The organism is Pseudoxanthomonas sp. LjRoot206, from assembly GCF_056175725.1.
In genome coordinates, this window is the sequence record NZ_JBGFFI010000005.1 from 226,025 (window position 1) to 241,823 (window position 15,799).

Sequence of the window (15,799 nt, forward strand, 5' to 3'; positions counted from 1 at the left end):
CCCAGCCACATCGGGACCGCTTCCTCAAAGCAGTAGGTACCGCCTTCCGGGCGGGTACGCCGATAGTCCATGGCCTCTCTATCGCTCCGTATGTTGGGCTTCGCTTCGCTCACCCAATGGAATGGACTCCTCCCACTGATACGGCATCTAGGTGCCAGACTGGAGTTGTTACCCACCAGTCACACAGCAGGAGGAGTCCGCCGTGAAGATTAGTCGAGTCGCTTTGGATTTGGCAAAGAACCTGATCCAGGTGCATGCCGTGGATAGCAGGGGACTTCCGGTCGTACGGAAGTCGCTTCGCCGCGCTCAGCTGCTTCCGTTCTTCAGGGACTTGGCGCCTTGCGAAGTTGGCATGGAGGCCTGTGCCAGCGCCCACCATTGGGCCCGCCAGCTGCGGGCGATGGGACATCGCATCCAGCTGTTGCCGCCTCAGTACGTCAAGCCTTTCCTGCTCGGCCAAAAGAACGATGCCAACGATGCGGTGGCTGTCTGCACCGCCATGTCGCACCCGGAAATTCCGCGCGTTACCGTCAAGACGGTCGCCCAACAGGACGTTCAGGCATTGCATCGCGTTCGTGCCATGCGGATGAAGCAGCGCACGGCCTTGATCAACCAGACACGGGGTCTTCTGGCGGAGTACGGACTGGTTATCGCCGTGTCGCCTGCCGCATTGCGCAAGGCGATTCCAGAGCTGCTGGAAGATGCCGACAACGGCCTGAGCTTCGACTTCCGCCACCTGCTGGCCGAGTTGTACGAGGAGTTGGTCGCGATCGACCGGCGCGTGGCGGACCTGACGCAGCGTATCGAACGCGATGTCCGCGCCCATGATCAGGGCAAGCGCCTGCTGGAGATTCCAGGGATCGGCCCGCTCACCGCTAGCGCCCTGATCGCCACCGTCGGCGATCAGGGCAGTTCCGCAACGGCAGGCAGATGGCGGCGTTCCTGGGGCTGGTGCCAAGGCAACATTCCAGCGGCGGAAAGAGCCGACTGCTAGGCATCCACAAGCACGGTGACAGCTACTTGCGAGGCCTGTTGGTTCACGGTGCACGCAGCGTCTTGCGTACCGCAACCGACAAACCCGACGACCGAAGCCGCTGGCTGGTGAACCTGGCGGCACGACGGCACCGCAACATCGCCACCGTGGCGCAAGCCAACAAGAACACCAGGATTGCCTGGGCGATCCTGACCAGTGAACAGCGTTACCGCGCCAACTGAGCCATACCGCCCATCAACGAGTTTGCTGACCGAAGATGAAGATCACCGGGAAGACCAGCGCGAGAAGATCCTGAGTAGGTTGGTGGCCTCGAAGGCCGATAACCCAATGAGGCGCTCGCGTGCGACTGCTCCATCATGGCCAAGAGCCAAAAGCTCCAATCACAGGCCGGATATACGTTCGCAATCTCAACCCAGTATCAAAAACAGGTTGGCAATCGGGAGGAGTCCATATACCAACCTATGGGCAGCCATCACAGACACTTGGCAGCTAGCGGACTTCCGCCAGGTGCGGGGCCTCGTCGAAGCACGCGATCAGCAGTTCGGTGAGCGCTCGCACTTTCAGCGAAGGATGTGGACCTGGCGGACGGATGACGTAGATGCCGGCCGGCGGTGGCGGGTAGCGCGTCATGACCGGCACCAGCGCGCCCGATGCGATGTACTCGGCGGTGAGGCCGTCGGGTAGCCAGCCGATGCCGAGGCCCGCGACCGCGGCGGCGATCAGCGCGGTGCCGTTGTCGGCCTTGAAGCGACCGCGCGGATGCACGGTGATGACACGGTCGCCATCGAGGAACTGCCAGGCCTCGGTGCCCTGCATCAGCGCTTCATGGCCGGCCAGGTCGTCCGGCGTCTCGGGAGCGCCATGCGTCCGCAGGTAGTCCGGACTGGCCACCAGCTTGCCGTACAGCGGGCCGACGCGGCGCGCGATCAGGTTGGAATCCTGCAGGTAGCCCACCCGGATCGCGCAATCGAAGCCCTCGGCGACGATATCGACGAAGCGGTCGCTGTAGGCCGTATGCACGTGCAGGTGCGGATGGCGCCGCGCCATCTCCGCGAACACCGACGCGAAATGGGTGGGACCGAACGTCAGCGGCGCGGCCACGCGCAGGCGGCCGCGCAGATCGCCGGCGGGCAGGATGGTGTCGCGGGCGGTATCGATCTCGGCGCAGGCGCGCGCGGCGTGTTCGCGGAATGTGGCACCGGCTTCGGTGAGCGCCGCACCGCGGGTGGTACGCGCCAACAGCTGGACACCCAGTTCTTCCTCCAGCCGGGCCAGCCGCCGGCTGACGATCGACTTGGAGACGCCCAGCCGGCGCGCCGCAGGCGACACGCCGCCGGCGTCGGCGACTTCCACGAAGGTCCGCAGTTCCTCGATATCCACGATGGCGTTCCTGTTGGCGCACTACAGCCTGACACAAACCGCGTCGCTGCGACGTTCCGCTTCGCGCGACACAGATTCGCGCGCGACGGCGCTACCGCGTCGCGGAACGGGATGACAAGGTTCCCGCCGGCGACACGCCGCCCATGCTGTGCGTCTGCCGCCTCTCCACTTCACCACAGGATGCCACCATGACCTCCCGCAACGGCCTTGCGTCGCTTCTCCGACCCGAAGATTCCGTCGTCGTTCTGATCGACCACCAGCCGTACCAGCTGGCCAACCTCAACAGCCACGATCCGCAGGCCGTGGTGAACAACACCACCGCGCTGGCGAAAGTCGCCAAGGCGTTCAACGTACCCACTATCCTGACCAGCGTCGTCGCCGATCGTGGCGGCCTGATCTTCCCGCACATCACCGACGTGTTCCCGGGACAGGAGGTGATCGACCGCACCTTCATCAACACCTGGGAAGACCGCAAGGTCGTGGACGTGGTCAAGGCGACCGGCCGCAAGCAGCTGATCATCGCCGGCCTGTGGACCGAGATCTGCGTGGCCATGCCGGTGATCCAGGCACTGGGCGAAGGCTGGGACGTCACCGTCATCACCGATGCCTGCGGCGCCGTGTCCGTCGAAGCGCACCAGGTGGCGATCCAGCGCATGATTGCGGCCGGCGCGAACATGATGACGTGGGTGGCGCTGGCCGCCGAATGGCAGCGCGACTGGGCGCGCACCGAACACGCCGCCGAGCTGACCGACGTGTTCAAGCACCATGCCGCCGGCAGCGGCATCGCCTATCTGTGGGAACAGCAACTGCTAAATACGCCAGTCCCCTGCAAGGCTGCCTGATCCGGTCGGGACGACGTGGATCCGGCCGGCACTGCGTGATACGCGGCGCCGCTCCGGATGCCGTCGTTCCTCTCTTCATGACGTATTGAAAGGACGATGACGATGTCGCTGGACCGTTTTCCCGTCGGGCTGGAACTGGACGTGGCCTATCCCGAGTTCCAGGTCAGCCTGACCCTGCTGTCGCTCGAGCAGATGAAGTTCGAGATCAGGACCGGCCCGTTCGCGCGCACCGAGGTGGTCGACATCCATGTGGTGCCGCTCGGCAACAGCCTGTTCGCCGTCAGCTGGCAGGAACAGAGCGGCGCGACGGTGACGAATGTGCAGGACTACGACCGTGGCCTGGTCCACTCGCACGCGACCCTGCCGGGCGGCCCGTTCCTGCGGATGACCGGCACAATCACGGTCACACGCCCTGCGACACGGCCCACCGATGACCGGCCGCAGCGCAACAAGGCGCTGGTGCTCGAGGCGATGACGTCCCTGTTCCAGCGTCGCGACGCCTCGGTCGTGCCGCAGCTGTATGCGACCGACTACATCCAGCACAACCCGGACATCCCGCAGGGCCGCGATGCCCTGCAGTCGCTGGTCGAAACGCTCTCGCCGGACGTCCACTACGAGCCTGGCATGATGATCGCCGAAGGCGACCGGGTCGCTATCCACGGTCGCATCCGCGGCTGGGGCGATGCGCCGCAGGTGGTGGTCGACATCTTCCGTATCGAAGGCGGCCGGCTGGCCGAGCACTGGGACGTACTGCAGGACGAAGTGCCGGCCACCACGGCAGGCGGCGTGTCGATGTTCGACCCTGCCGAGGCCGCGACCACGACCTAGCGACACGGATCGGACTGCCTTCAACGCAACCGCCCCCCACCGCTCAAACCGCTCAACCCTCGCCTGCGCGTCAGCCCGCATAATCCCTGCCTGCACACACGGGCGATGGAATACGCATGAAGACGATCGGCCTGATCGGCGGGATGAGCTGGGAATCGACGGTGCCGTACTACCGCCTGGTCAACGAGGGCATCAAGGCGCGGCTGGGCGGGCTGCATTCGGCGAAAGTGGTGCTGTACAGCGTCGACTTCCACGAGATCGAGCAGTTGCAGCGCGACGGCGACTGGGACGCGGCCGGCGACGTGCTGGCCGAGGCGGCGCGGCGCCTGCAGGCGGCCGGTGCCGACCTGCTGGTGTTGTGCACCAACACCATGCACAAGGTGGCACCGCAGATGGAAGCGGCGGTGTCGATTCCGCTGCTGCACATCGCCGATGGGACGGCCGCTGCGATCAAGGCCGCCGGACACCGCACCGTCGGCCTGCTCGGCACGCGCTTCACGATGGAACAGGATTTCTATCGCCAGCGCCTGCAGGACCGGCACGGCCTGCAGGTGATCGTGCCGGAGGCGGACGACCGCCGCGTCGTCCATGACGTGATCTACGACGAACTGTGCCGCGGCGTGGTACGCGACGACTCGCGCGAGGCCTATCGCCGCATCATGGACGACCTGGTCGCGCGCGGCGCGGAGGCCATCATCCTGGGCTGCACCGAGATCGGCCTGCTGGTGGGTGCGCAGGATGCACGCGTGCCGCTGTTCGACACCACGGCGCTGCATGCCGCCGCCGCCGTGGAGGCGGCGCTGGCGGACTGAGGCAGGACTGCGCCGCACGGCTCCGCGTCCGGATCGTGTCGGTCGTGCGGATGCATGACGTCGCACTCCCGCGCCAGCACCAGGGAAGCCGTTGGCCTTTCGACAGCAGCGTGAACGCAACGGGGCCGCCATGCGCCGTCTCGTGAGCCTCAGCGCCGGGATCTCGATCCTTCTCGAAGACATCGCAGGCGCGGCATGTCGAGCCCTTCCTGCCCATCTCATCGGCGTTCCGCCCTGAACGCACGTCCTGCAGGACGGGGCGAACGGCGGGCGACACTCATCGAGCGCCGCGTGTCGACATCGTGACGATGGGTATCGCTCCGCTCAACGCATCGTGCTCGCTGCGCTGTAGGCCGAGGCGCCATGCAGATTCGGATGGAGCGAGCCAGCACGGGCACACCGGCCTCGCCGTTGGATCCGCTCCACTCGCTCCATGCTACCCCCTGCGTGACGCCGGCAACGACGCCGTGGGCATGCCCTCCTGCGAGCGGCGTAAGCTGGCACGATGTCCGATATCGCCTCCCTGCTGGGTACCGACCTTCCGCTGATTCAGGCCCCGATGGCCGGGGTGCAGGACCACACCCTCGCTCTCGCGGCCGCCGCTGCCGGCGCACTGGGCTCCCTGCCGTGCGCGATGCTGGACGCCGCCCGACTCGAAGCGGCGATGCGCACGTTTGCACCGTCAGGACAGGCGATCAACCTCAACTTCTTCTGCCATGCCATGGCCGAACTCGATACGGTCCAAGACCGGCGCTGGCGCGACGCCCTGGCGCCCTACTACCGCGAATACGACATCGCCACGGACACGCCTTCTCCGGCGGGCACACGGCGGCCGCTCGACGCTGCGACGGTCGATCTGATGGAGCCCTTCCGCCCGCGCATCGTGAGCTTCCACTTCGGGCTGCCCGATGCCGTGCTGATGTCGCGGATCAAGGGTTGGGGCGCCACCGTGCTGTCCTCTGCGACGACCGTGGCAGAAGGCATGTGGCTGCAACGCCGTGGCGTGGATGCGGTGATCGCGCAGGGAACCGAGGCCGGTGGCCATCGCGGGCACTTTCTCTCCGACGACCTGGCCATCCAGCCCGGCACGCGCGACCTGGTGGCGGCCCTGTCGAAGGCGCTGACCGTGCCGGTGATCGCGGCCGGCGGCATCGGCGGTCGCGACGACGTGCGGGCCCTGCTGGCGGCGGGCGCCAGCGCGGTACAGGCCGGCACGGCGTACCTGCTATGCCCGGAGGCCACCACATCGGCCGTCCATCGCGCCGCCCTGCAACAGCCTGCGCGCGCAGGCGCGTTGACCAATCTGTTCAGCGGCCGGCCGGCCCGCGGTCTGGTCAACCGGCTGATGCGCGATCTCGGCCCCATGTCCGACCTGCCACCCGCCTTCCCCTGGGCTTCGCAGGCGCTCGCGCCCCTGCGCGGCGCGGCCGAGGCGGAAGGTCGCGACGACTTTTCGCCGCTGTGGTCGGGGACCCGCCCCGGCACGCTGGCGGGACGGAACGCCGCTGAGGTCACGCGCCATCTGATGGGCTTGGGCTGATCGGCCTGGCGGTCCGCACGAGCCAGGCAGGTGGCGGCCGTGCATCCATCCCCCCGTCATGACGCGTAACGTCAGTTTCAGCCACGTCCGGTAGGACGGCCGCAGCGCGGCGTATCCGCGTTACGCCCTCGATCGTCGCTTCGGGTGATCGCGGTCATGGCACGGGTCTTGCTGGGATTGCGTGGATCGGACAGGGGATGGCGATGCAGGTACGGGGGCGCGTGGGGCGGATATGGTCCGGAGTGCTGTTGGCGATGGCGCTTGCGACGGGTGCACATGCAGCGGAGGTACGCCTGGCCGTAGGGAGCAGCAGCGGCCCGGTCACCGATGCGGTGATCAGCCTGCACGGCGCCACACCTTCGGTGACGCGCACCGCCACCGCGCGCATGGACCAGCAGCATTCGGCCTTCGTGCCGGGAGTGTTGCCGGTACAGGCCGGCACGGTGGTGGCCTTTCCCAACCGAGACAACATCCAGCACCACGTCTATTCGTTCTCGCAGCCCCGCCAGTTCGAGATTCCGCTGTACTCGGGCAACAAGGCCGCGCCCATCCGCTTCGACAAGCCGGGCGTGGTGGTGGTGGGATGCAACATCCACGACTGGATGATCGGTCACATCGTGGTGCTGGACACGCCCTACTTCGGCAAGACCGCCGCCGATGGCCATCTGACCCTGGATGTGCCGCCCGGCCGCTACACGCTGCGGGTCTGGCACGTGCGCGGCGAGGGTGCGCCGCTGGAGCGCCCGCTGGTGGTGCCGGCAGCCGGCACCTCGGCGACGTTGCAGATCGCGCTGGCTCCGGCAAAGACCGACGTGCGCGGCAATGATCGCCTTCGCGCCCTGCAGGAGAAGTTCCGCCAGAGCAAGGGCGGTACGCCTTGAGGCCACGCAGTTTCCAGACGCGCGTCATCGCGGTGATGATCGCCGTGGTGGCGGCCGCGCAGCTGGCCACGTTCGCCGTGGTGACGGTCGCCACGCAGCGCGCGGTGTCGTCGCGGTTGGAACAGGAGCTGCACGTAGGCCAGCGCGTATGGGAACAGTTCCAGCAAAGCCGCTCGGAACAGTTGCTCGCGTCCGCGTCGGTGCTGTCGGACGATTTCGGTTTCCGCGCGGCGGTGGCCAGCGGCGATGTGCCGACGCTGCGTTCGGCGCTCGGCAACCAGGGCACGCGTGTCGGTGCCGACCTGGCCTGGCTGCTGGATCGCGATGGCCGCTGGCAAGCCGGCGCAGATGGCACTGCGGCGCCATCTGCGGAGGTGCTGGCCGGCCTCACGCACCAGGCCGCCCGCGACGGGCTGGCCGTGCAGACGGTCGTCGTGAAGGACGCCCTTTACCTTGTGGTGATGTTGCCGGTCATGGCACCGGAGCGGGTGGGCTGGCTGGCCATAGGCCGTCGCTACGACGATGCGGTGGCACGCGAGTACCAGCGTCTGACCGGGCTGGAAGCCGCCTTCGTCACCAGCGCCGGCACCCGGACGCGCGTGCATGCGTCCACGTTGCCCGCCGCGCAGCGCGCGTCGTTCGCCAGCGCCTGGACACCGCAGGGCGATCACATGCGCCAGATTGCCGTCGGGAGCGACCATTACCTGTCCGACTCGCATCCGCTCACCGAAGGCGACGACGCGCGGCTGGTGCTGCTGGATTCGTACGACCGCGCGCTCGCGCCGTACCGCACGCTGCGCTCGCGCATCCTGTTGCTGTCAGGACTGGCGGCCTTGCTGGCGGTGGGCGTGGCAGTGGCGCTGGGCCGCGGCATCAGTCGGCCGGTATCGCGGCTGGCGCAGGCCGCGCAGCGCATCCAGGCCGGCGACTACACGCAGACGGCGGTGTCGGGCGGCAGCCGCGAGATGGAGGAACTGGCGGGCGCGTTCGACCGCATGCAGTCGGACATCGCCGCGCGCGAAGAACGCATCCTCCATCAGGCGCATCACGACGGCCTGACCGGCCTGCCCAACCGCAGCCATGCCTACGACCGGCTGCGGGCCACGATCCAGGCGGGCGGCGACGCGGCGGTGCTGGTGATGGACATCAACCGCTTCAAGGAAATCAACGACACGCTGGGCCACGACTTCGGCGACCAGGTGCTGCGCGAAGTCGCGCGCCGCCTGCGCGCGATGCTGGACCCCGCACATCTGGTCGCGCGGCTGGGCGGCGATGAATTCATGGTGCTGCTGGACGGACTGTCCGGCGACGCCGCCCTGCGCCAGGCGCAGGCGCTGTGGGAAGGCCTCAAGCAGCCGCTGGACCTGCCGAGCACCCGCGTCAGCGTGGAGGGCAGCGTCGGCATGGCCTGCCATCCCCGCCATGGCCACGACCCGGACACGCTGCTGCGCCGTGCGGACATCGCGCTGTACGACGCCAAGGCCGCGCACGGCGGCGTGGCGGTCTACCAGCCGGGCCGCGACGAATCGCATCTGCGCCAGCTGCAACTGATGACCGACCTGCGCCTGGCGATCCGCGGCGGGCAGCTCGAACTGAAATTCCAGCCCAAACTGGATGCGGCGAGCGCGCGCGTGCAGCACGTGGAGGCGCTCTTGCGCTGGCGTCACCCCACGCTGGGCGCGGTGGCGCCGGACGAGTTCATCCCGCTGGCTGAACGCTCGGGGTTCATCCACGAACTGACGCGCTTCGTGCTGGACCGGGCGCTCGCCTGCCATGCCACCTGGCGCGCGAGCGGGTTGGAGCTGGGGCTGGCGGTGAACCTGTCGGCGATGGACCTGCTGGATGCGGATCTGCCGGACTACATCGAACAGCGGCTCGCCGCCCATGGCGTGCCCGCGGAGCGCCTGATCCTGGAGGTCACCGAAAGCGCGCTGATGCATGACATCGAATATGCGCTGCGCATGCTGCATCGGTTGAAGGCCTGCGGCGTGCGATTGGCGATCGACGACTTCGGCACCGGCTATTCCTCGCTGGCGCAACTCAAGCGCATGCCGGTGGACGAGTTGAAGATCGACAAGAGCTTCGTGATGCAGCTGGAAGAAGGCAGCGACGATGCGGTGATCGTGCGCTCCACCATCGAACTGGGCCACAACATGGGCCTGTCGGTGATCGCCGAGGGCGTGGAGAACGACCGCGCGCTGGCCCTGCTGCGCCACTACCGCTGCGACATGGTGCAGGGCTATCTGTTCAGTGCGCCGCTGGGCAGCACCGACCTCATCGACTGGTGCCGTCGCCGTGATCCGGTCACCGCCCCCGACGCACTTTCGCTGGAATCCGACGCATGAACCTGCTTCGCCATTGCCTGCTCCTCTTCACCGGCGTCGCGTCGTGGCTGTCCGCTGCACCGGCATCCGCCGGACAGGGCCGCCTGCTGGCGACCGGTGGCGCCACGCAGATCGAAGGTGCGGCCGGTGGCGGCATCGTGCCGTGGGCCGTGCTGTCCGGGTACGGCACCGGCGAGCAGCATGGCGGCGCCGCCTTCTACACGCGTGTCGATACCGGCGACTACGCCCTCGACGCCTATGGCGCGTCCTACACCTTCGGCAACCGGCTGGAGCTGTCGTTCGCCCGCCAGTCCTTCGACCTGGGCGAACTGCAGCGGCGCCTGTCGCTGCCGTGGGACACGCTGGACCAGGATGTGTACGGCGCCAAGCTGCGCGTGAGCGGCGACCTGGTCTATGGGCGGGCCCCGCAGATCAGCGTGGGCGTGCAGCACAAGCGCCTGCGCGACGGCACGCTGCCGCTGGCGATCGGCGCGCGTGACGACAACGGCACCGATGCCTACGTCAGCGCGAGCAAGCTGTTCCTCGACGCCGCCGGCGGTTACCAGTTGCTGCTCAACGCGACCCTGCGTTCGAGCAACGCCAACCAGACCGGACTGCTGGGCTTCGGCGGCGACGGGCGCGCGGACCGCACGTGGCTGTGGGAAGGTTCGGCGGCCGTGCTGCTGGATCCCCGCCTCGCGGTGGGCGTGGAGTATCGGCAGAAGCCCGACAACCTCGGCTTCGCCCGCGAAGACGACTGGCGCGACGTCTTCATCGCCTGGTTCCCGAACAAGCACGTCGCCGTCGTGGGCGCGTGGGCGGACCTGGGTAGCATCGCCACGCTGGACGACCAGCGCGGCGCCTATGTTTCCGTGCAGTTGAGTTTCTGAGGTGACGAGCATGCGCATCGCGACCACCCTGCTGCTGGCCTGCCTGATGTCGATCGCCGGCTGCGCGTCCACGCCACCGGCGAAGGACGCGCTGTACGACGAACTGGGCGGGCGCAGCGGCATCGAGGCGCTGGTGGAGACCTTGCTGTTCCGCGTGTCGGACGATCCCCGCATCGCGCACCACTTCAAAGACGTCAACATCATCAACCTCAACGATCGGTTGGTGGAGTTCCTGTGCGTGACGTCCGGCGGCCCGTGCTCGTACGCCGGCAAGGACATGGCGGAGGCCCACAAGCACGTCAAGGTCGCCGAGGCCGATTTCAACGCGCTGGTCGAAGACCTGATGTGGGCCATGGACGAACGCGGGTTGCCGCGCACTACGCAGAACCAGCTGCTGCGTCGCCTGGCGGCCTTCCAGCGCGAGGTGGTGCGTCGTGGCCCCCCACCCGTGGAAGCCCCGCTGCAACCGCCGCGCTGAAAGCCCGCCCGCGTTTCATCCCCGTCGGGCCCGCTTTGGTCATGGCGACCGGGCTTTCGTCGCACCCCGCTGGTGGACGGCGCACGGGGTCGTCACCCTGTCCCTGACCTCCGCCGTCCATGGGACCTGCCGATGAAAACCCTGTTCGTCCTGCTCGCCTGGTGCCTGCTGTTCGTCCTGTGCTGGCCGCTTGCCATTCTGGCGCTGGTGGCCTGGCCGTTCGTCTGGCTGCTTTCGCTGCCGTTCCGGCTGGTGGGCATCACCTTCTCGGCCCTGTTCGCCTTCCTGCATGCGCTGCTGATGCTGCCGGCCCGCCTGCTGGGCGGCGGTCGGCGCGCACCGCTGGTGTCGGCATGACTACCACGCGTTCGCGCCTGGCGAAGGCGGCGCTGTGGGGCCTGCTGGGCGCCGTGCTGCTGGGTGGCGCCGTCGAGACCGCCGCGGCGGCGGAGCGGACGCCGGAACAACTCACGCAGGCGATCGGCGCCCTGGACACGGCGGTGTTCGACGCCTTCAACAGCTGCAGCGATCCCGCACAGCTCGCGAAGCACGCCGCGTACTTCGACGAGGCGGTGGAGTTCTACCACGACAACGGCGGCGTCACCTGGACCCGCGACGAGATGATCGGACGCACGCGCGCCAACGTCTGCGGCCACTACCGGCGCGTGCTGGTGCCCGGCACGCTGCAGGTGTTCCCGATCAAGGGCTTCGGCGCCATCGCGCAGGGCACGCATCGTTTCTGCGCGCTGTCGGCAACGGAGTGCCCGGGCGAAGCCGACTTCGTGATGGTGTGGCGCGAACGCGACGGCCAGTGGCAGATCACGCGCGTGCTGAGCTACGCGCACCGGCCTGCGGCCGCGCGCTGACGCGGATACCACTCAGGGACGACTTTCGCCGACCTCTTCGAGGATGCCCCAGGCACGGCCATCGCACGCGCCGACCTTCAACGACAGCGGACTGGTGTAGTCCTTCAGCTCCGAATAACGCGATGCGGTGATGCGTACCCCGTCGCCCTCGGGCGTGAACACGACGGACGAGAACGTGCTGCGGTCCCCGCGCTGCCGCGCGACCGGCAAGGCCGCACGCAGCAGGTCCCGGTATCGCGGGCCAGGCAGCTCCAGCGTGCGCTCGCTGCCGTCGGAGAAACGACGCGTAGTGCGCACCACGGCAGCGTCGCAGTAAAGGTCGGCGAATGCGGGATCGTAGGCGGCCGCCAGCTGCTGGTAGCGCTGGAACAGCGCGCGGGCGCCTGCAGTTTCGGTATGGGCGGGAACGACGGCGAACAGCAGCAGGCACGACAGAGCGATACGGCGCATGGATACGGTTCCCCGGAGCAGGCGCCGAGTCTAGCCGAGGTGCGGCCTGCGCCCCCGATGTGTCGTCGTCGACTTCGCACCCGCTTCACACACGCCCCGTCGTCGCCGCACGACGGCCGCTCATCCTGTGTCCGGCGCTTCTGCCGCAGACCCGGGACCAGGCCGATGACCAGCGACACCTACCCCAATGTCGTCGCGTGGATCCGGGTGCTGCGGCCGCTGGCATGGGGCGGCGCCGGGCTGTTGCTGCTCACGCCCTGGGTGGCGATGCAGTTCACCCACGAAGTGGCCTGGACCGGCAGCGACTTCATGGTCTTCGGCGCGATGCTGCTGACCGCCTGCGTGGCCTTCGAGACGGTCACGCGCGTCGCGCGGGTGCCCAGCTACCTGCTCGCCAGCATGATCGCGATCGGCGCGGCGTTCCTTCTGCTGTGGGCGAACCTGGCAGTCGGCATCGTCGACGAACCCGAGCATCCCGCCAACCTGCTGTTCCTCGGCGTGCTGGCGATCGGTGCCATCGGCAGCGGGTTGGTCCGCCTGCGCGCACGCGGCATGGCACGCGTGCTGGCGGCGATGGCCGTCGTCCAGATGGCGGCCGGAGGCATCGCGATACGGATGGACACACAGGAATCACCGGCGTTCGTACTGGGCTTCAGCAGCCTGTATGTGGTGGCGTGGCTGACGTCCGCCCTGCTCTTCCGCAAGGCGGCGAATGCGCGCGTCCGCGGCTGATCACCGCGGCTTCATGTGCCACAGTGCGTTGACGATGATCCAGCGCTCGCCATAGCGGCCCATGTGGAAATGGTCGACGAACCACGGCGTCTCCAGGCGCACGGCGGCGGTCTCGGCGGTGACGTCGAGGATCCGGCAGCTGCGGTTCCACTGGTCCTTCGGCGTCTTCAGCGCGCCCTGTCGGGTCAGCGACACCAGTTCCTCCTTCGACATGCGGCGCAGGCCGAGGCGCTCGTCGGGCGTGTCGCCGATCACGGATCGCTTGGCCAGGTCCGGATGCAGCGCGCGCGCCACGCGGGCAGGGTCGCCTTCCAACTGGCCGTCGACGTAGTCGAGGCAGGTCGCCTCGATGGCGGCCAGGGTGGCGGCATCGGCCATGGGCGCCGGCGCAGTGGCGGCGGTCGCCGCCATGACCAGGGACAGCAGGGACATCGGGAACTCCTTCGTAAGCGGTGGCCGCGGGCACATCGCCCGTCCCCTCACACGGGAACGGGTGCGCCGACGGGCCATCGTTCCCGACGGTCGATGGCCTGGCACGTGCCGGAAGTCCGGCAATCGCCTCACAGATAGGCGGCGTGCGCCGGCGCGTGGTCCCAGTCGTCGTGGCGGCCATCCTCGTACTGCACGGGAAGGGCGGCGAAGCCGGCGTCGTCCAGACCGTCGAGGGTGGCGACGTTGACGGCATGGAACCAGCCGTTGAACGGTGCCATCTCCAGGTACCCCTTGCTGAAACCGCGTACGCCACAGTGGCGGCAGAAATAGTGGTGCACGTGGCCTTCCGGCCACTCGGAATCGCGCGCACGGTAGTCGGACAGCGCATCGTCCCCCTGAAGCAGCCGGAAACTGCCCTCGCCCAGCACGAACACCTTCCACATGCGGGTCTTCAGGCAGAAGCGGCAGTTGCAGCGCCGCGTGCCCGCGGAGAGGTCGACATCGCATTCGTAGCGCACGGCGCCGCAGTGGCAGCTGCCGGTATGGGTCTGCATGGCGTGGTCCTCCGGTCAGCAGGCGTGCGAGCCGTCGGCCGTCGGCTCGACCAGCGGGCGTACTTCGCACTCGATGTCCCAGTCTTCGCCATGCACCACCAGAAAGCGCCGGGTGTGGGCGATGGCTTCTTCCAATGAGCCGGCCTGCAGCATGGCATAGCCGCCGATGACCTCCTTCGCTTCGGTGAACGGGCCATCGGTGACGGTGATGCGTCCATGACGCGAGCGCACGCGTGCGCCCTGTGCGGTGGGCAGCAGGCCGGCGGTATCCAGCAGCACGCCCTCGGCCGTCATGTCACGGATCAACGCCATCATGTCGGTGATCAGCTGCTCGGTGGGCCGCTGGCCGGTGGTCTCGTCGACCCGGATCATCGAAAGGAACCGCATGTCTGCCTCCTGGGCATGGGATATGCCCAGGCGACGAACCGACAGGTCAGGAATCGACAACGGCTGCGCTCAGGGCAGCCAGACCTTCTCCAGGTCGCGGAAGCCCCATTTCTCCGGCGACTCGACGCCGACGATGCGCTCGCTTTCGCCGGCCGTGGCGAGGTCGAGGTCGGTCATCAGCACGTGCTTGCGCTGCTTGACCGAATAGAACACGCGCACCCGCGGCGACAGCAGCGTGGCCGGGTTCTGTTCCACCACCACCGCCAGGCGGTCGCTGGACAGTCGCACGAGGGCGCCGATCGGATAGATGCCAAGGCTGCGTACGAACGACTTCATCAGCGTCTCGTCGAAATGACCCTGCCAGCTGGCCATACGGCGCAGGGATTCGCCGGGATCCCAGCCGTTCTTGTACGGCCGGTTGGAGGTGATGGCGTCGTAGACGTCGCAGATGGCGCTCATGCGCGTGAGCAATGGCAGTTCGGCACCGCACAGGCGCTGCGGATACCCAGCGCCGTTGACCTTCTCGTGATGATGGCGGGCGATATGCAGCACCGCTTCCTGGGTGACGCCACCGTCCCGCAGCAGGCGTTCCCCATGCACGGGATGCTGGCGGACGATGGCGAACTCCTCGTCGGTCAGCTTGCCGGGCTTGTTGAGCACCTCCAGCGGCAGCATGGCCTTGCCCATGTCGTGCAGCAGGCCGCCCAGCGCGGCCTCGCGAATCTCGTCGTCGGACAACTGCAGCTGCCGCGCCAGCATCGTCATCAGTGCGCTGACGGCCACGCAGTGCAGGTAGGTGTAGCTGTCGGCATCCTTCAGCCGCGCCACGCTGACCAGCGCCGTCGGATGGCGATCCACCGAGCGGGTGATTTCATCCAGCAGCGGCATGACGTGACCGGCATCCACGCTGCGGCCCAGGCGGACCTCGCGGAACATCGCTTCCACCGCGTCGCGTCCTTCTTCGCAGATCCGGCGGGCGCGCGACAGTTCGGAGGCCAGGCTGACCGCCCCGTCGGCCACGACGACGCGGCGACGCTCGGGCTCCGTGGCCGGCTCGGGCTCGACCGCCGGGTCTGGCGCGGGCTCGGCAGGTATCTCCATGGCCGTCGCGTCATCCCCTTCGACGGCGCCGTGCTCGCTGCGGGACAGGTCCACCACCACCTGTTCGACCCCACTGTCCTGCAGCTCGGCGATACGCTCCGGATCCAGCAGGAAGGAGGTGCGCCAGAACGGATGCTGCATCCACGGGCCCAGCAGCTTCTGCACGTACATGCCGGGCCTGAGGTCGGCGACATCCACGGTCTGCAGCATGCATGGCTCCGGCGGGTGGAGGGGTCCGTTATGCTCCCGCCCATCGACCGGCACGGTGGGGCGACCCCAGTCCCCCGAACGGTATCGGCAAGGGAGCC

At 68.0% G+C, this 15,799-nt stretch carries 17 protein-coding genes and 1 pseudogene; 12 read left to right on the forward strand and 6 right to left on the reverse strand.

The window, feature by feature from the left end; translation table 11 throughout:
* Nucleotides 1–202: 202 nt before the first annotated feature.
* Nucleotides 203–1,215 (forward strand): annotated as a pseudogene (locus AC04MD_RS16495) (IS110 family RNA-guided transposase).
* A 268-nt stretch (nt 1,216–1,483) separates the two neighbouring features.
* On the opposite strand, the gene AC04MD_RS16500 reads toward AC04MD_RS16495, so the two are convergent.
* Complete coding sequence (locus tag AC04MD_RS16500) at nt 1,484–2,374, reverse strand: LysR family transcriptional regulator (protein WP_475498357.1); 891 nt, start codon at nt 2,372–2,374, stop codon at nt 1,484–1,486.
* Nucleotides 2,375–2,562: 188 nt separating this feature from the next.
* On the opposite strand from AC04MD_RS16500, the gene AC04MD_RS16505 reads away from it, so the two are divergent.
* From AC04MD_RS16505 to AC04MD_RS16550, 10 genes are all read left to right on the forward strand, one after another.
* A complete protein-coding gene (locus AC04MD_RS16505; RefSeq protein WP_475498358.1) occupies nt 2,563–3,216 on the forward strand; it encodes a hydrolase in 654 nt (217 codons plus the stop codon).
* Nucleotides 3,217–3,312: 96 nt separating this feature from the next.
* Nucleotides 3,313–4,044 (forward strand): nuclear transport factor 2 family protein, encoded by a 732-nt coding sequence (locus AC04MD_RS16510; protein ID WP_475498359.1) that lies wholly within the window; start codon nt 3,313–3,315, stop codon nt 4,042–4,044.
* Nucleotides 4,045–4,160: 116 nt separating this feature from the next.
* On the forward strand, nt 4,161–4,856 hold the full coding sequence (locus tag AC04MD_RS16515) for an aspartate/glutamate racemase family protein (protein WP_475498360.1): 696 nt from the start codon (nt 4,161–4,163) through the stop codon (nt 4,854–4,856).
* 505 nt (nt 4,857–5,361) lie between these two features.
* A complete protein-coding gene (locus AC04MD_RS16520; RefSeq protein WP_475498361.1) occupies nt 5,362–6,396 on the forward strand; it encodes an NAD(P)H-dependent flavin oxidoreductase in 1,035 nt (344 codons plus the stop codon).
* Nucleotides 6,397–6,650: 254 nt separating this feature from the next.
* Nucleotides 6,651–7,277: a methylamine utilization protein gene (locus AC04MD_RS16525; protein WP_475498550.1), complete on the forward strand. Its 627-nt coding sequence runs from the start codon at nt 6,651–6,653 to the stop codon at nt 7,275–7,277.
* Complete coding sequence (locus tag AC04MD_RS16530; RefSeq protein WP_475498362.1) at nt 7,274–9,622, forward strand: putative bifunctional diguanylate cyclase/phosphodiesterase; 2,349 nt, start codon at nt 7,274–7,276, stop codon at nt 9,620–9,622. The genes AC04MD_RS16525 and AC04MD_RS16530 overlap by 4 nt, the downstream gene beginning before the upstream one ends.
* Complete coding sequence (locus tag AC04MD_RS16535) at nt 9,619–10,491, forward strand: DUF3034 family protein (RefSeq protein WP_475498363.1); 873 nt, start codon at nt 9,619–9,621, stop codon at nt 10,489–10,491. Before AC04MD_RS16530 ends, AC04MD_RS16535 begins: the two co-directional genes overlap by 4 nt.
* Nucleotides 10,492–10,501: 10 nt before the next feature.
* Entirely contained in the window at nt 10,502–10,969 is a 468-nt protein-coding gene (locus AC04MD_RS16540; RefSeq protein WP_475498364.1) for a group I truncated hemoglobin, read from the forward strand.
* Nucleotides 10,970–11,101: 132 nt separating this feature from the next.
* On the forward strand, nt 11,102–11,326 hold the full coding sequence (locus AC04MD_RS16545) for a hypothetical protein (protein ID WP_475498365.1): 225 nt from the start codon (nt 11,102–11,104) through the stop codon (nt 11,324–11,326).
* Nucleotides 11,323–11,835 (forward strand): nuclear transport factor 2 family protein, encoded by a 513-nt coding sequence (locus AC04MD_RS16550; protein ID WP_475498366.1) that lies wholly within the window; start codon nt 11,323–11,325, stop codon nt 11,833–11,835. The genes AC04MD_RS16545 and AC04MD_RS16550 overlap by 4 nt, the downstream gene beginning before the upstream one ends.
* A gap of 12 nt (nt 11,836–11,847) precedes the next feature.
* Here the strand turns inward: AC04MD_RS16550 and AC04MD_RS16555 are convergent, their stop codons facing one another.
* Nucleotides 11,848–12,285, reverse strand: a complete 438-nt coding sequence (locus tag AC04MD_RS16555) for a hypothetical protein (RefSeq protein WP_475498367.1) — start codon at nt 12,283–12,285, stop codon at nt 11,848–11,850.
* A gap of 165 nt (nt 12,286–12,450) precedes the next feature.
* Here AC04MD_RS16555 and AC04MD_RS16560 point away from each other — a divergent pair, with 165 nt between their 5' ends.
* Nucleotides 12,451–13,017, forward strand: a complete 567-nt coding sequence (locus tag AC04MD_RS16560) for a hypothetical protein (RefSeq protein ID WP_475498368.1) — start codon at nt 12,451–12,453, stop codon at nt 13,015–13,017.
* On the opposite strand, the gene AC04MD_RS16565 is transcribed toward AC04MD_RS16560, so the two are convergent.
* The 4 genes from AC04MD_RS16565 to AC04MD_RS16580 all read right to left on the reverse strand — a co-directional run bounded on the left by AC04MD_RS16565 (nt 13,018) and on the right by AC04MD_RS16580 (nt 15,701).
* Complete coding sequence (locus AC04MD_RS16565; RefSeq protein WP_475498369.1) at nt 13,018–13,449, reverse strand: nuclear transport factor 2 family protein; 432 nt, start codon at nt 13,447–13,449, stop codon at nt 13,018–13,020. It lies immediately after the preceding gene.
* A gap of 128 nt (nt 13,450–13,577) precedes the next feature.
* Nucleotides 13,578–14,003 (reverse strand): GFA family protein, encoded by a 426-nt coding sequence (locus AC04MD_RS16570; protein WP_475498370.1) that lies wholly within the window; start codon nt 14,001–14,003, stop codon nt 13,578–13,580.
* A 15-nt stretch (nt 14,004–14,018) separates the two neighbouring features.
* The gene (locus AC04MD_RS16575; RefSeq protein WP_475498371.1) at nt 14,019–14,390 is read right to left on the reverse strand and encodes a YciI family protein; all 372 of its coding nucleotides are present in this window, start codon (nt 14,388–14,390) and stop codon (nt 14,019–14,021) included.
* Nucleotides 14,391–14,459: 69 nt separating this feature from the next.
* Complete coding sequence (locus AC04MD_RS16580; protein ID WP_475498372.1) at nt 14,460–15,701, reverse strand: HD-GYP domain-containing protein; 1,242 nt, start codon at nt 15,699–15,701, stop codon at nt 14,460–14,462.
* Nucleotides 15,702–15,799 lie beyond the last annotated feature (98 nt).

Excerpts from the sequence above, each read along its gene's own strand:
- AC04MD_RS16560 (WP_475498368.1), top strand. The coding sequence starts at position 12,451 with ATGACCAGCGACACCTACCCCAATGTCGTCGCGTGGATCCGGGTGCTG.
- AC04MD_RS16555 (WP_475498367.1), bottom strand. The coding sequence starts at position 12,285 with ATGCGCCGTATCGCTCTGTCGTGCCTGCTGCTGTTCGCCGTCGTTCCC.
- AC04MD_RS16535 (WP_475498363.1), top strand. The coding sequence starts at position 9,619 with ATGAACCTGCTTCGCCATTGCCTGCTCCTCTTCACCGGCGTCGCGTCG.
- AC04MD_RS16515 (WP_475498360.1), top strand. The coding sequence starts at position 4,161 with ATGAAGACGATCGGCCTGATCGGCGGGATGAGCTGGGAATCGACGGTG.
- AC04MD_RS16545 (WP_475498365.1), top strand. The coding sequence starts at position 11,102 with ATGAAAACCCTGTTCGTCCTGCTCGCCTGGTGCCTGCTGTTCGTCCTG.
- AC04MD_RS16540 (WP_475498364.1), top strand. The coding sequence starts at position 10,502 with ATGCGCATCGCGACCACCCTGCTGCTGGCCTGCCTGATGTCGATCGCC.
- AC04MD_RS16505 (WP_475498358.1), top strand. The coding sequence starts at position 2,563 with ATGACCTCCCGCAACGGCCTTGCGTCGCTTCTCCGACCCGAAGATTCC.
- AC04MD_RS16525 (WP_475498550.1), top strand. The coding sequence starts at position 6,651 with ATGGCGCTTGCGACGGGTGCACATGCAGCGGAGGTACGCCTGGCCGTA.
- AC04MD_RS16510 (WP_475498359.1), top strand. The coding sequence starts at position 3,313 with ATGACGATGTCGCTGGACCGTTTTCCCGTCGGGCTGGAACTGGACGTG.
- AC04MD_RS16520 (WP_475498361.1), top strand. The coding sequence starts at position 5,362 with ATGTCCGATATCGCCTCCCTGCTGGGTACCGACCTTCCGCTGATTCAG.
- AC04MD_RS16575 (WP_475498371.1), bottom strand. The coding sequence starts at position 14,390 with ATGCGGTTCCTTTCGATGATCCGGGTCGACGAGACCACCGGCCAGCGG.
- AC04MD_RS16580 (WP_475498372.1), bottom strand. The coding sequence starts at position 15,701 with ATGCTGCAGACCGTGGATGTCGCCGACCTCAGGCCCGGCATGTACGTG.
- AC04MD_RS16550 (WP_475498366.1), top strand. The coding sequence starts at position 11,323 with ATGACTACCACGCGTTCGCGCCTGGCGAAGGCGGCGCTGTGGGGCCTG.
- AC04MD_RS16565 (WP_475498369.1), bottom strand. The coding sequence starts at position 13,449 with ATGTCCCTGCTGTCCCTGGTCATGGCGGCGACCGCCGCCACTGCGCCG.
- AC04MD_RS16570 (WP_475498370.1), bottom strand. The coding sequence starts at position 14,003 with ATGCAGACCCATACCGGCAGCTGCCACTGCGGCGCCGTGCGCTACGAA.